We start from the raw sequence: 14,303 nt of genomic DNA, 5'->3' as shown, positions 1-14,303 counted from the left end.
ATTTCATATTTTGAACGTGAGCCTGCAATTTTGGTTTCGATGAGTCGAAGTGACCTTCCATATTTGAAAGAACAGGATTTCGCAAATTATCCAGCTGTTTACGTTTTGATAGGTGGGAATAAACGATATGTTGGACAGGCTGCCGGACAATCAATCTCGCTTCGGCTATCGCAGCATTTCCTCAAAGAAGACAAAGCTTGGGTTGAATCTGTTTTGTTCTTTGCAAGAGCTGATGGCAAAATGTCAAAAGCAGATACTGATTATCTTGAAAGAAGAATTATCCAAGATTTCCAAGAAAAATCCGATTACGAAATGATGAACTCGACGACTGGGAACAGTTCGTACATCGATAAACTTCAAAAAGCTCAATCAGACCAATTATATGATACAGTGTTTGAAATTATTGATGAGATTGCAAACATAGATTTATTTGGTACTTCTGAAGACAATGAAACTCCAACTTATGAATATAGCTCTTCTGGACAATATGAAATTGAATATGATAAGAAACAGCTATCCTCGAAATCTGCTCGTGGTCTGTTGGTTGACTTTGTCTCACAGTTATTTACGGATGCAAAGTACAACGAACAATTGCAAGAATTGATTGTTGACGAGACACCCTCGTTTGCTATGATTCTAGGACGTAAGCCCTCCATGTACAATGGAAGACCAAATTCAGCAAAGGTAGCCGATGGTGTATGGGTTTATGCAAATTTCAACAAGAAGAACGTCAGAATCAAAATTGAAAAATTAGCTCGTCAGCTAGGAATTCCAGTAAAAATCCAATGGAATTAATAATTAACAGAACGCCTTTAGTAGTATATTCTGCTGAAGACTTTACTATTGTGAAGTAGTTTGCGTTCGCGAAAATATTTCATACTTCGTGTAATATTGATAGCTCATAAATGATATAATAAAAAGTAACAGTAGAATAGAGGTGCAGTATGTCAATTTCTTATAATAAGCTATGGAAGTTATTGATTGATTTGAATATGAACAAAACTCAACTCCGTGAAATCTCGGGAGTCAGCCCTAATGTTATAGCAAAACTTGGGAAAAATGAGTTAGTGGCTATGGAATCATTATTGAAAATTGCTGCTGCTTTGAATGTTGATGTTAGTGAAATAATCAGTTCTGAAGTTATAGACGCGGAGGATGTTAAGTAAATGGCAAAAAATAAAGTTTTAAACATCACTGAAATTGAAGATGGTGTAAAAAAAATACTTTCAAATAATAGTGGGGATGATTTCATTACTCAATTTTTGGCGTTGTATGACATTCCTAAAACATCAATAACACGGGCAAAATCAAAATTCGATAACGGTGAACCATTTGTAATTAAGAACAAACTTCACTATGAAGAAATCGAAGGCGATGTCGTTATTACGATTGATGCGATTGCTCAGTCAATTAAAGAACAAAAGTCTAAACCACGATATATCTTGGTAAACGATTATTCAGATATCGCTGCAATTGATACGACAACGCATGAAACGCTGAATATTCCAATTGAAGAGCTGCCAGCTAATGCAGACTTTTTCTTGGCATGGAATGGAATTGAAAAAGCTGATTACCAAGCTGAAAATCCTGCAGACCGTAAAGCGGCTGAACGCTTTGCAAAATTGTACGATGTTGTGGCCAAGGATAATCCAGACGCCAACGAACATGCATTTAACTTGTTCTTGATTCGAGTGCTGTTCTTGTTGTTTGCAGAAGACACAGGAATTATGAATAAGGGTTCCTTTACAAATGTTCTAAAAACAAGAACGGCTGAAGATGGTTCGAATTTTAACGAAGTCATCAAAGAACTCTTTGCAATCTTGGATATTAATGAGTTAGCTCGCAGCGGCAAAGATGAGTGGTTACTTGAATTTCCATACGTTAATGGGAAATTATTCGGAGAACCACATGTGGATTTGACCTTTTCAAAAGTCTCAAGAGAGCTACTTATCGAAGCTGGTGAATTGCTAAATTGGAATGAAATCAACCCAGATATTCTTGGAGCAATGATTCAATCAGTTGCTTCAGCAGAAGACCGTCATGTTGCTGGTATGCACTATACAAGTGTGCCAAATATTATGAAAGTCATCAAGCCGTTATTCTTAGATGATTTGACAGAGGTATTTGAAACTTTAAAGCTTCGCAGTGAAGAAAATGAGCTGAAGGACATTACCGAAAAAACAAGAAACGATAATAAGAGATCAATCATCAATGAGCTAAGTGCTTTGTTGACGCGAATTTCTAATATTAAGTTTTTGGATCCTGCTAGTGGTTCGGGAAATTTCCTGATTATTGCTTATAAGGAAATCCGTAGACTTGAAATTAAAATTTTGCAATTGTTGGGTGACATACAAAATAATGATTCTATGCCATTATCAGTTATTCATCTTGGGAATTTTAATGGGATTGAATTAGATGATTTTGCACATGAGGTGGCGAGACTTTCTTTATGGATTGCTGAGCACCAAATGAATAAAGAACTTGAGGAAGCAATCCCAGGTACCATCGCTGAGTTGTTACCGTTGAAAGATGCTGGGAATATAATCTGTGCAAATTCTCTTCGAATTGATTGGAATGAAGTTTTACCACATTCCGTAGATCAAGAAGTTTATCTTATGGGGAATCCACCATATTACGGTGCTAGAAAGCAAACTCCGGAACAAAAGGATGATCTGTCTTATGTATTTAAAAATTACGATGTTTCAATTGGAAATCTAGATTATATTTCGGGATGGTTTTTAAAGGCAACGGAATATATTGACAATACGAAAGCTAGGGTGAGTTTTGTAAGTACAAATTCGATAATTCAGGGGACGCAAGTACCTTTGTTATGGAGTTTACTTCTTAAAGAGAATGTTTGTATTGATACAGCTTATACCTCTTTTAAATGGGGCAATAGTGCAAAGAATCAAGCTGGTGTCGTTGTCGTTATTATTGGGATGTGTGCAATCGGTAATTTGAGAAGTAAGAAAATTTTCTCGGGCAGTAGTATGAAAATTGTCGATAATATTAGCCCATACCTTACAGATTCTGGAAACGTTATTGTATTTGAAAAACAGCATCCAATTTCTGATATCAAAAGTGCTGTGACAGGTAGCATGCCCAATGATAATGGATTCCTGATAATTGAGCGAGATGATTTTGAATCATTTATTTCGAATGAACCAGATTCAAGTAAGTTTTTGAGAAAATTCATAGGGGCGAAAGAGTATTTAAATGATACTTGGAGATATTCAATTTGGGTCGATGATCTACATTACCCTGAAGCGGATAAATTTCATAATTTACATTCAAGATTTGAAAAGGTTAAGAAAAATCGATTAGAAAGTAAAAGAGATGCTACAAACAGGTTAGCCTCCACACCCTATAGGTTTGGTGAAGTCAGACATAAAGAAGAGCCCGCAATTATTATTCCACAGACATCTTCTGAAAATCGTGATTATATACCTATGGGAGTTGTTTATCCTGAAACGATTATTTCTCAAAAAGGAATTGCTGTATACGGTGGAGAAGTATGGCTACTCGGACTGTTAGAATCGAGAATGCATATGATCTGGGTGAAAAATATAAGCGGACGAATGAAAACTGATTACAGTTATTCAATCAAACAAGTTTATAATACTTTCCCAATCAAAAATTTATCTACTCAGAGAAAAAACGAAATCACTCGTGTAATGACAGAAATTCTTGATTTGCGAGAATATGAAGGTGGGTCCTTAGCCAATCTATATAATAAGGATACTATGCCAGAATCTTTACGTAAGAAGCATGAGGAACTGGATGGAATTGTTGACAGAGCTTATCAGCAACGTCCGTTTGAATCTGACGAAGATCGACTTGGAACATTACTAAAACTCTATCAGGAGATGACAACAAATGACTAGTAATTTATTTGAAATTAATTTTGATAAAAATCAATCGAAAACAACAAATGACCTCGGAATGCGTGAGATGCAAGAACGTGTCTATGAGAAACGTGCATCGCAGTATTTGTTGGTGAAATCACCACCGGCTTCAGGGAAATCTCGCGCGTTGATGTTTGTTGGTTTGGATAAACTTCATAATCAAGGAATTAAAAAAGTGATTATTGCAGTTCCTGAACGCTCAATTGGTAAATCATTCAAAGATACGGAATTATCGAAGTTTGGTTTTCATTGGGATTGGGAAGTAAAACCAAGTAACAATTTGACTATTGGTGGCGGTGAAAAATCAAAGGTTCAACACTTTGTTAAATTCATGAACTCGACAGATCCTAGTGATAATATCCTGATTGCTACACATGCAACATTGCGATTTGCTTTTGAAGAGTTGGATGATTCACTGTTTGACAATACGTTATTGGCGATTGATGAGTTCCACCATGTGAGCCGTGACGATAATTCTGTGTTAGGCAATACCTTACGCAGTATCATGTCAAACTCTAATGCGCACATCTTGGCAATGACCGGTTCATATTTCCGCGGCGACTCTGTTCAGATTTTGGAACCAACCGACGAAGATAAATTTGATAAGGTCACTTACACTTATTATGAGCAACTGGAAGGATATAAATATCTGAAATCCTTTGCGATGGGTTATAGTTTTTACCGTGGAAAATATACGGATGCATTGGATAAAGTGATTGATGTCAACAAGAAATCTATTATCCATATTCCTAATGTTAACTCGGGGGAGTCTACTAAAGACAAGTATGCGGAAGTGGATGAAATACTTGATTTATTAACGGACGGTGGTAATATCACACAGAACGAGGATGGCATATATGAAATCGAACGTCCCGATGGTAAAGAATTATTAGTAGCCGACCTCGTAAATGAAGATGGACGTGAAAAAGTCTCAGCATACTTAGCAAGTATTACGGATGACATTAAAGATCTTGATAAGCTTGATATCATCATTGCTTTGGGAATGGCAAAAGAAGGATTCGATTGGCCGTTTGCGGAATATGCACTGACAATTGGTTATCGCAACTCATTAACTGAAGTGATTCAAATCATCGGCCGCGTAACGCGTGACAGTCCCAATAAAACTCATGCACAGTTTACAAATCTTATTGCGCAGCCAGATTCAAAGGATGATGAAGTATTATTCGCGGTTAACAGTATCATGAAGGCAATTTCTGCTTCGTTGCTTATGGAACAAGTGTTAGCACCAGTTTACAAATTCAAACCAAAAGATGATAAACCTGACAAACCTGGCGATCTTTCAATTAGAGGATTGAAACCTGCTGATACTACGGAACGCACGAAAAAAATCATCGAAAACGATATGGAAGATTTGAAATCTAGTATTTTGCAGAGTCAAGATATTCAAAACGCCATTGTTTCAGGCGCTGATGCGAAGATGATTAATAAAACATTGATTCCCCGTGTTATCATTGAACGTTATCCGGATTTGACGAATGAGGAGCTAGAAACCGTTCGTCAGCATACAGTTGCCGATATAAATATTGCGGCTGGACGGACAACAACTTCAGAAGATGGTAGCCGCGAAATTATTAAGATGGCCGATCGTTTCATTAACATTGATGAATTGAATATTGATTTAATCGATCAAGTGAATCCGTTCCAACGTGCGTATGAAGTGATTAGTCGTGATATTGATGCACCGACTCTTCGGTTTATTCAGGATTATTTGTCATCAAACAAGTATGATTTCACTGATGAACAATTGGTTGCGGCCTACCGAGCTGCTAAGAAATTCCGCGCGGAAAATGGGCGTAACCCTGATAGAAATAGTAAAGATGATGGTGAAAAATACTTGGCCTTTGCTTTGCTACGACTTGCTGAGATAAAACGTGAAAGAGAGGCAGCGAAAGAAGATGGCGAATAGTTTAGACAGCATCTTTGAAGATGACGCTTTTGATGATTTAACCAAGCAAGTTGAAAAGAAGAAAGTTGTAAAACAAGATCCCGAAGTTGCTAAATTTCAGGAGATCATAGACTTTGTGAACGAAAATGGACGAGAGCCGGAAAAAACATCTGAATGGTCTAGTGAACGTGCATTGTGGGCCCGTCTTAGCGGATTTCGGGGAAAAACTGAAAGAGCTGAGAAGGTTAAGAAGTTTGACACTCTTGGTTTATTGGATAAGGAATTCGAACCAGATGGAGAGTTTCTTACTGATTTAGTTGAAATCGATGACGAGTTAAATCTGGATGATATCTTAGGGGCAGATGATATGATTGACGATTTTTCAGACTTGTTGGATGTTTCTCGATATCGTAGAACAGTGAATGCCGCAGATAAAATTGGTCGGAGAAAACATGCAAGTCACTTTGAGAAGTATAAGAGCTTATTCGATCAAGTGCATGCAGATATCGCATCTGGTAGACGAAAAATTATTCCATTTGAACAGTATGATATTCATGAAAATAGATTCTACATCCAAAATGGCGTAATGATGTATATCGTTTCCATTTCAAAGGATACCTTTATCGCTGATAATGGGAAGACAAATGCCAGAATGCATGTTGTTTATGAGAATGGGACGGAGAACAAGAATTTGTTGTTACAATCATTAGCTTCGTCTCTTTACTCAACTGAACGTCATGGACGGATGGTGACAGAACCGGAAAATGAGGAAACGTTGGCTGAAAGTTTTGGAGAAGAATTTACGACAGGTTATATCTATGTGCTGAAATCATTAAGTACTAATCCAGATATTAGTAAATGGAACAATCTGTATAAAATTGGATTCACTCGAAATGATGTGGAAAACAGAATTTCTAACGCAGAAAATGACGTGACCTATTTAAATGCACCAGTGAGAGTTATGCTTTCTGCCGAGGTGAAAAATGTGAATGCTCAGCTTCTTGAGCGCACCCTACATCATGCATTCCGGGACAAACAAGTTGTCTTTCAGGATGGAAATTTCAAAAAAGCGACTGAATGGTACATGGTTCCATTGAATGATATCGAATCAAAAATCAATGAAGTAATCGCTGGATTACAAAAATAAATATGAAAATGCACTGTACTCACAAATCGGCTCTTTGTCAACTGTAGTGGGTTGAATAAAAGCTAACATCTGGAGAGGACAATAGTCGTTCTCTCCATTTTTATATTCAGAGCGATAAAAATTCGTTTTTTTAAAGTTGTCAAAGTTCCGAAATCCAAAGGCATTTCGTTTGATAAGTTTGATGAGATTATTCGTCGCTTCCAATTTGGTGTTAGAATAGGGTAGTTGAAGGACTTTGACGATTTTCTCTTTGTTCTTTAGAAAGGATTTAAAGACAGTCTGAAAAGGAGGATGAATCTGCTTTAGATTGTCCTCAATGAGTCCGAAAAAATTGTCAGGCCCTTTATTCTGAAAGTGAAAAAGCAAGAGCTGATAGAAATTATAGTGGTGTTTCAAGCCTTCTGATTTGCTTAAAAACTTGTCTAGAATTTCTTTATTGGTCAAGTGCATGCGAAAAGTAGGGCGATAAAAACGCTTATCGCTGAGTTTATGACTATACCATTGAGCTTAAAGAGTTTTATGGTCGAAAGATTTATGAATCTGCTTTAGGAGAGATTGTAAATATACCTGATAATTGGGGAAAATTTATTAAGCCTAAAGCTGGTTCAAAAGTTTTTAATGGAAGAGTTGTTAACGGAACCCATGATTTGATAGGTATTGGTCTACCTTTCGACTATCCTATATGGATCAGTGAGGTTGTAGAATTCATAGCAGAATGGCGGTGTTTTGTGTTAGATGGTCAAGTATTAGATGTTCGCCCCTATACTGGTGATTATCATGCACAATTTGATCCTAGTGTAATTGATGATGCCATATCATGTTGGAAAGATGCACCAATAGCTTATGGACTAGATATCGGTGTTACTCGTGATGGCAGGACACTTGTTGTTGAAGTAAATGATGGTTATGCATTGGGAAATTATGGTCTGTCTCCTTTAAACTCAATCAATTTTCATAAAGCTAGATGGAAAGAGATGGTAAAACCTTATTTTGAAAAAAACGATATTTTTACTATGCCTGAAAATGAAAATATAAGTTTCTAAAAGGAACAGAAGTAAATCTGTGTTTGACTGCAACTAGTAAGTTGCAGTTTTTTATTTTAAATAATGATATAATAGGATAAGAAAAAAATGAAAACGCTATATATTTTAAAATTGTTTAGAAAGTATAAAGTATGAAAACAATTGATATGATTATTAAATCATCAACTAAATTTTATAACGATTTAAAAGCTGATGAACATGATAGATATCGTTCATGGGAGCATTGTTATTCACATTTTATGACAGCTAGAAAAGAGAATGATGTGAATATAGATTACCTGAGTTTACAACTTGCATTTTATTTAGCAAGTTGGGGGATGTATAGAGGCTCTTCATTCTTATTACAAAAGGATTATAGAGTACATATACCGGTAGTAAGAGAAATCTTAAGCAATAAATATGATTCTCTAGCAGGAATAGAATGTAAAGATTTTAAAAATGAAACTAACCAAAAATTGCTAAAGGAAATAAATGAATTTATAGCTAATTATTATGATGTAATCAGACGTGAAGTGAGAGGAACAGAACTAAAAAACAACTTATCAGATACACTAATTACAAAGATACTGATGGGCACACTTGGTTGTGTTCCGGCATATGATAGATATTTTGTTACTGGAATAAGGTCGCAAAAGATTGCAAGTGGAAGCTATAACATTAAATCTATTTTACAATTAGTAGATTTCTATGAGAAAAATATAGAACAATTAGATTTAGTTCAAAAAAAATTTATTGTTGCCGATATGCTATATCCTCAAATGAAAATACTTGATATGGGATTTTGGCAGATTGGTTTTGATTTAGAAAATAAAAAACATTGATTATTCAATTATTTAACTAAAAAAGAAAGTAAAGGGTTAATATGGAAAATAAAGAAAAAAAGAATGTGGAAGTAATATTTGAAGGTCATATTGAAAAAATCTTCGGAAAAGATTGTTTGAAAGACATTGAACCATTATATAATAAAGTAATAGAAAATCGAGATAATAATGTAAAATGTGGTACATTCGGTGATGATCCAGCAACAATTGAACTTATATTGTATCTAAGACATAAAATGAGAGAAAACAAATTAATATCTTCTGAACCAATATCAAACTATTTAAAATCGATACCAAAAACGAAGGAAGAATATAAAGAACTCTTTGAAAATTTCCTTGAAAATGACGGTAAAGATAGAAATTGGTTAACAGAGGAATATCAGGAACGTTTTCCTTACTCTTATGAGTCAGAGCCAGAATCTCATATAAACGATTATACGGACGATGGATGGAATTATTTTGAATATCTGAACCAGAACAATCAGAATTATGATTATGAGTTAGAATGGTTTTATGTTGAAGAAAATAAAGTAGTTCATATATACTACAATGAGTTGGATCATTATTTAACTTATTTGCTATATGCTATTAGAACTGGTAAAGAAAATGATAGGATAATACAAGGAAAAAATATTAAAATAGATCTTAAGAAGATTGATTAGAGAATTCTAAAGTTTATACGTTTTATATTAAAAAATAAACATATAATGTAATTTTTTAATCATATGGAAAATCTGCTTTAAATCTTTGGATACTTTCTTCCTTACAAAAAAACTAAAACTCCATTATTTTAAGATGACAACCTAAACTGTTTTTAAGGAGGTGTTATATTGATAGAGAGTAGACCTGAGTTTGATAAAATCACATCCTTTGATGAATTTAATAAATACTATTGGTATCGTGATGAACTTTCACAGATATGCAAGTCATTAGGGCTTAAATATAGAGGTACAAAACAAGAACTCAATGATATTATTGAGCAGTACTTTAAGGGGAATTTGATTAAAAAATCATCAATAAAAAGGAATAAGAAACGAGTAGAAGTTCTTACCTTAGATACGCCCTTGCTTGAATGCGGGTTCTCCTTTAACGCACACTTTAGAGAATATTTCTCAACTTTAACAGAAGTTTCACCGTTTAAATTTACTGCTGATATGGCCGCTGCTTGGAGAAAAGTAAAAAGAGAACATGATTTAAGTTTTACCATTCAAGATATGTTAAAAGTTTATTATGGAAATTCAGATTATGCCAAGTATGATCATTCGGTTTGTCAATGGAATCAATTTCTAAAGGATTTCTGTGCAGACGAAAATAGTGCCAACTACTCTAATAAACTAAAAGTAGCTTCTATTCTTTGGAAAGAAGTTAGAAATTCAAGTAATGAAAAAATTTATTCAAAAAAACTTTTGACTGAATATGCTGATAGAATAGACGAGTATGAAAAGTAGAAATATCAGTCTAAACTAATAGTTTGTAAGGAGGAATACCATGCTAGGAGCAATAGTTGGAGATATTGTAGGTTCAGTTTACGAATGGAACAATATCAAAACGAAAGACTTTCCATTATTTCGTGAGAATTGTTTTTTCACTGATGATACGGTTATGACCTGTGCTGTTGCAGAAGCCATTATGAATGGCGGTCAGAAGGATGACTTTATTGACGCCATGAAAAAATATGGTAGGATGTATCCCGATGCAGGTTACGGTGCAAGATTTGGGAATTGGGTTGATAGCGACGATCGAGAACCTTATAATAGCTTTGGAAATGGCTCAGCAATGCGTGTTTCTCCATGTGCCTGGACCATGGATTGTAGTTTCTGTGCACGAACGGGAGCCTGGCCGTCCAGAAGAGCAGTTGCACGACTTTCTGCAGAGGTGACTCATAACCATCCAGAGGGTGTCAAAGGAGCTATGGCGACGTCTGATACTATATTTATGTGTCGTTATTACTTTGGAGGTTACAGTGGTGACTATGGAAAACCGATTAACGATAATCCTACAGAGTGTAAGAGACTTATCAAGGAGCATATAGAACAAGAGTATGGATATAATCTTTCTCAAACACTAGATGAAATTCGTCCTACTTATCGTTTCAATGAAACTTGCCAGAATACGGTACCTCAAGCTATCATTGCCTTTCTTGAAAGTACAGACTTTGAGGATGCTATCAGAAATGCTATCTCTATTGGTGGGGATAGTGATACTCTTGCTGCCATCACAGGAAGTATTGCAGAAGCTGCTTATGGTATACCTGATTGGATTAAAGACAAAGCCTATACCTATCTAGATGAGCCTTTAAAAGATGTGCTCAGACGATGGGAGAAAGAAGTTTCGATATCATAACGGATACTAATTAGTCAGTATTAAACTCTGAAAAATAAGATTAAGGAAGTTGAGCAAATACTAGGGTAAAGAGTTATCACCTTTTGAGAAGAAAAGGCAGAAACAAACTTAACCAAGTCATGAGCTTGACCACTGAAAAACAGCAAAGCGACAAGATAACAAATAAACTCGTCACTTTTTTCTTTTAAATTAATGGTGTAATTAATCCATTTTGCTTTATTCAGCTATTTACTCAGATTTTTGTTTATTCATTAGTAAAATGCATGTTATTACTGCTATACAAGTTAGCAGAATCAAATACCATAGATTTGCAAGTCGAAGCCCTTTATCTAACATCAAGAAGAATCTCATAAAAATATAGACTTGATGAATTGGTGAGCTTGTTTTCTATTTCAAAAGGTTATTTGGTCCAATAATAAATATCTGATATGTGAGTGGAAACGTGTTATAATTGAGGATGAGATAAGAGGAGGTAAGCCGGTGAAATTTTTAGCAATCAATCCTATTTAGTAAAAAAGAATGCTTGAACCTCTATCCTCACGTGTTAAATATATTAGTTTGCTAAAAAACTATCATCTATCCAAATATTGGAAGGATTAATGATGTATCTATTAGAATTGTACCAAAACAATTATTCAAAGGATTTAGTCTTATTTGAGACTTTAGAAGAAGGACGGGAATTTGTAACTCGAATCCCTGGGTATACATTAGAAAACGAAGATGGTTTTGAAGTGGAATATTTTAATTCAAAAAATCTACCGGATTATATGGAGATTGTCTTTAACGGGAATATTGTCCCTTTATCTAGGTTTTCGTTTAATTCTGAGGAAAATGTGGACATTATTTGGAAAGAGGTTTCGAATCTATCCTTTAAAAACGATAAAGTGATCGAAGGAGCTACAAAAGTAGACGCGTATGTCGTTAACAACGATGAAGTGAAAGCTTACGTCGAAGTCAGAGAAGCAAACTTCCGCAAGGCAAAAGCTTTCTTAGAAAGCAAAGGGTACGAAGTCGACAGAAGCTTTTTCGGAAGTGAAGACGGTGAAGCGATTGTCTACAGAAAACGCGACACCGAAGATTGGCACTTCCTATGTCACTTAGACCCGTTGTTTGTAGAGATTGAAGATGTCGAAGGATATGTGAAAGAAGCGATGTAAGATATTCAATAGTCAACCAAAGTTCTTTGTGAGTGTATGCTACTGCTTTAGTAGACGGATTGAGCAGTAAAGAGAAAACATCTAGCACTATCTAGCTTCTTAAGGAGAAATATCTATCATGAAAATGGAAATCGGGAAAACCTATCTTGTAAAAAAAGATATTTTTGGTTTAACAAAAGATGAACTTTGGACCTTAGTTGACAAGGGTTATCAGGCTTATTTTTGTGAACATAATTTCGTATTTGTCAATGATGATAAAGTGAAGGTATTTGCAGTTTTGAAAGATGGTTCAGAAGAAGATATGCAAATCTACCATCATCTGGATGACTATTTTGAAGAAGTTAATCGTGAAAATTTCTAAAGAATGTGAGAAGAAAGTTGTATCTGTGAGTTTTAAATTTTGCTTAGCCCCAATCTATCACTACCAAGTACAGGGAATTAATTTTGGGATAGACGTCCTTACAGAGGTTTTTCCGATTATCAAAAAGATCTAGACTGAGACAAAGGTAAGGGCCCGCTGGTTAGGTCTTTTTTTCTGTTTATGTAGTATAATAAAAGGTGTAGGGATTCAATTTTTTAATAAGATTATTCTAAGAACGAAAACATCTAGAAAGAAAAAAATATGAAGCAGTCACTTGAATTTTTAAGAGAAAGAATCACCGATAAGATGCCCTTAGAGGAAATAGTAGCAATCTTTGAAGACTTGTGTCGTCAGCCTATTGAGGATGAGATGATTTTATTTGAAACAGGGACATTTACAGCTATATCTGATAAGCCAATGTTTCAACTATCCTTAGTAAGACAAACCTCAAATGAAGATGAAGAGTTTTATCAGGTTCACCTCGATATTTTCTATGAAGCATGTCAAGAGAATGAAATATTTCATGAATCGATCTGGGATGAAGATTTAGAAGAAAATATCTTTGATTACATTAGAGCTTCAGAGGTGTTTGCCTATGCTAAAGAGCAGGAATACCAAACGGTCAAAATTTATCTGGAAGAAACTTAAGAAAAGGTAGTAATATGTTTAATTTATTTAAGAAAGCAACACACGAAAAACTTGAAATCAATCTCCACAACAATTCAATGATTATTAACGGAACGAGCTTATCTTTTCCTTTGTCCTTGAAAGATATTGAAGTTGTTTTGGGGAAGCCTGACCAGGTTGTCAAAAGAGATAATAAGTTTATTAAATACATTTATGACAATATTGGTATTGTATTTCAACATTCTTTCTCGATTAAAAATCATTTAAAAAAATCTAAAACATACATTGATGAGGAACATTTGATTTCTACTGTTTTCCTCTACTATGGCGATGTTGTAAAATCTATGACTGGAGAGAAAGAATTGCCAAAGCAACCATGTCAAGCTGTGGTATTATCAGATGGAAAATCTCCTTATTTCTTTTCTGATAGGCATAGAGTAGGGGATTTTAACCTTATTTTATGGACTCCTTATGGAACTAATTTTAATGGAATTACAGAGACAATCACAGACACACTTTCCATTTCCTTCTTTCCAGAGATAAAAAATGAACGGAAAAGTTACAAGTTAAAAGAAACTGACGAAGAACTGCTTTCTTTTGAAAATATAACTTTTAAACTAGCCATTATCCAGGTTTTAATGTATGATTTAGAGGTTTTGAAACCAGTTTTTAATATTTTTGATTTTGCAGAGGAAGCCAGTGAGTTGAACATCGACACAGAAAGTATGGAGATTATTCAACCAGCACTGGATTATATGATAAATCTTCCTATACCTAAGAAGTATGCTGAACAAGTTCAAGAAATCAATATGGATGGAGGTAACGAGATTTATATGAATCTGATACCTCAGTGGGACGGTGAAGATGATAGTTTCGATCTAAATGAAGTTAGTCTTAAAGAACTGCAACAGTTTCCAAATCTGAAGAAAGCGACAATTATGACTAGTAATTTTGAACAAGTTGAGGATATTTTTAAGAGTCAAGGAATAAAAG

General features: G+C 34.8%; 13 protein-coding genes and 2 pseudogenes. 14 read left to right on the top strand and 1 reads right to left on the bottom strand.

Features of this window, described 5'->3' with window-relative positions:
- The first annotated feature begins 63 nt into the window (after positions 1 to 63).
- The 5 genes from HMPREF1516_RS01355 (at position 64) to HMPREF1516_RS01335 (ending at position 6,958) form a co-directional block, all read left to right on the top strand.
- Positions 64 to 795: a GIY-YIG nuclease family protein gene (locus tag HMPREF1516_RS01355; protein ID WP_232216674.1), complete on the top strand. Its 732-nt coding sequence runs from the start codon at positions 64 to 66 to the stop codon at positions 793 to 795.
- 149 nt (positions 796 to 944) lie between these two features.
- Entirely contained in the window at positions 945 to 1,166 is a 222-nt protein-coding gene (locus HMPREF1516_RS01350) for a helix-turn-helix domain-containing protein (protein WP_033605627.1), read from the top strand.
- Positions 1,167 to 3,884, top strand: a complete 2,718-nt coding sequence (locus tag HMPREF1516_RS01345) for a class I SAM-dependent DNA methyltransferase (protein WP_033605626.1) — start codon at positions 1,167 to 1,169, stop codon at positions 3,882 to 3,884. It abuts the gene before it with no gap.
- Entirely contained in the window at positions 3,877 to 5,832 is a 1,956-nt protein-coding gene (locus HMPREF1516_RS01340) for a DEAD/DEAH box helicase (protein WP_033605625.1), read from the top strand. Before HMPREF1516_RS01345 ends, HMPREF1516_RS01340 begins: the two co-directional genes overlap by 8 nt.
- A complete protein-coding gene (locus HMPREF1516_RS01335) occupies positions 5,822 to 6,958 on the top strand; it encodes a GIY-YIG nuclease family protein (protein WP_033605624.1) in 1,137 nt (378 codons plus the stop codon). Before HMPREF1516_RS01340 ends, HMPREF1516_RS01335 begins: the two co-directional genes overlap by 11 nt.
- A gap of 62 nt (positions 6,959 to 7,020) precedes the next feature.
- Here HMPREF1516_RS01335 and HMPREF1516_RS09715 read toward each other — a convergent pair.
- Positions 7,021 to 7,453, bottom strand: a pseudogene (locus HMPREF1516_RS09715) (ISL3 family transposase); the annotation flags it as partial.
- Here HMPREF1516_RS09715 and HMPREF1516_RS01325 point away from each other — a divergent pair.
- The 9 genes and pseudogenes from HMPREF1516_RS01325 to HMPREF1516_RS01285 form a co-directional block, all read left to right on the top strand.
- Positions 7,444 to 8,001: pseudogene (locus tag HMPREF1516_RS01325) on the top strand (ATP-grasp domain-containing protein); the annotation flags it as partial. The pseudogenes HMPREF1516_RS09715 and HMPREF1516_RS01325 overlap by 10 nt on opposite strands.
- Before the next feature lie 131 nt (positions 8,002 to 8,132).
- Positions 8,133 to 8,822 (top strand): hypothetical protein, encoded by a 690-nt coding sequence (locus tag HMPREF1516_RS01320; protein WP_033605623.1) that lies wholly within the window; start codon positions 8,133 to 8,135, stop codon positions 8,820 to 8,822.
- A 41-nt stretch (positions 8,823 to 8,863) separates the two neighbouring features.
- Positions 8,864 to 9,484 (top strand): hypothetical protein, encoded by a 621-nt coding sequence (locus tag HMPREF1516_RS01315; RefSeq protein ID WP_033605622.1) that lies wholly within the window; start codon positions 8,864 to 8,866, stop codon positions 9,482 to 9,484.
- 168 nt (positions 9,485 to 9,652) lie between these two features.
- A complete protein-coding gene (locus tag HMPREF1516_RS01310) occupies positions 9,653 to 10,270 on the top strand; it encodes an SAP domain-containing protein (RefSeq protein ID WP_033605621.1) in 618 nt (205 codons plus the stop codon).
- Between the two features lie 40 nt (positions 10,271 to 10,310).
- Entirely contained in the window at positions 10,311 to 11,165 is an 855-nt protein-coding gene (locus tag HMPREF1516_RS01305; protein WP_000900074.1) for an ADP-ribosylglycohydrolase family protein, read from the top strand.
- Positions 11,166 to 11,767: 602 nt separating this feature from the next.
- Positions 11,768 to 12,322 (top strand): hypothetical protein, encoded by a 555-nt coding sequence (locus HMPREF1516_RS01300; protein WP_025169554.1) that lies wholly within the window; start codon positions 11,768 to 11,770, stop codon positions 12,320 to 12,322.
- 118 nt (positions 12,323 to 12,440) lie between these two features.
- Positions 12,441 to 12,683 carry a hypothetical protein gene (locus HMPREF1516_RS01295; protein ID WP_033605620.1) on the top strand — a complete coding sequence of 81 codons (243 nt, stop codon included), beginning with the start codon at positions 12,441 to 12,443 and terminating at the stop codon, positions 12,681 to 12,683.
- Between the two features lie 261 nt (positions 12,684 to 12,944).
- The gene (locus tag HMPREF1516_RS01290) at positions 12,945 to 13,331 is read left to right on the top strand and encodes a hypothetical protein (protein WP_000814115.1); all 387 of its coding nucleotides are present in this window, start codon (positions 12,945 to 12,947) and stop codon (positions 13,329 to 13,331) included.
- Between the two features lie 14 nt (positions 13,332 to 13,345).
- Positions 13,346 to 14,303, top strand: a 958-nt coding sequence (locus HMPREF1516_RS01285) for a DUF6892 domain-containing protein (RefSeq protein WP_232216673.1), incomplete at its 3' end; no start/stop codon positions are given.

Source organism: Streptococcus sp. CM6 (assembly GCF_000526095.1).
In the GTDB taxonomy this organism is placed as follows: Bacteria; Bacillota; Bacilli; order Lactobacillales; family Streptococcaceae; genus Streptococcus; species Streptococcus oralis_BW.
The sequence above is the reverse complement of the archived record's forward strand: the minus strand, read 5'-3'. Positions and strand labels throughout refer to the sequence as shown.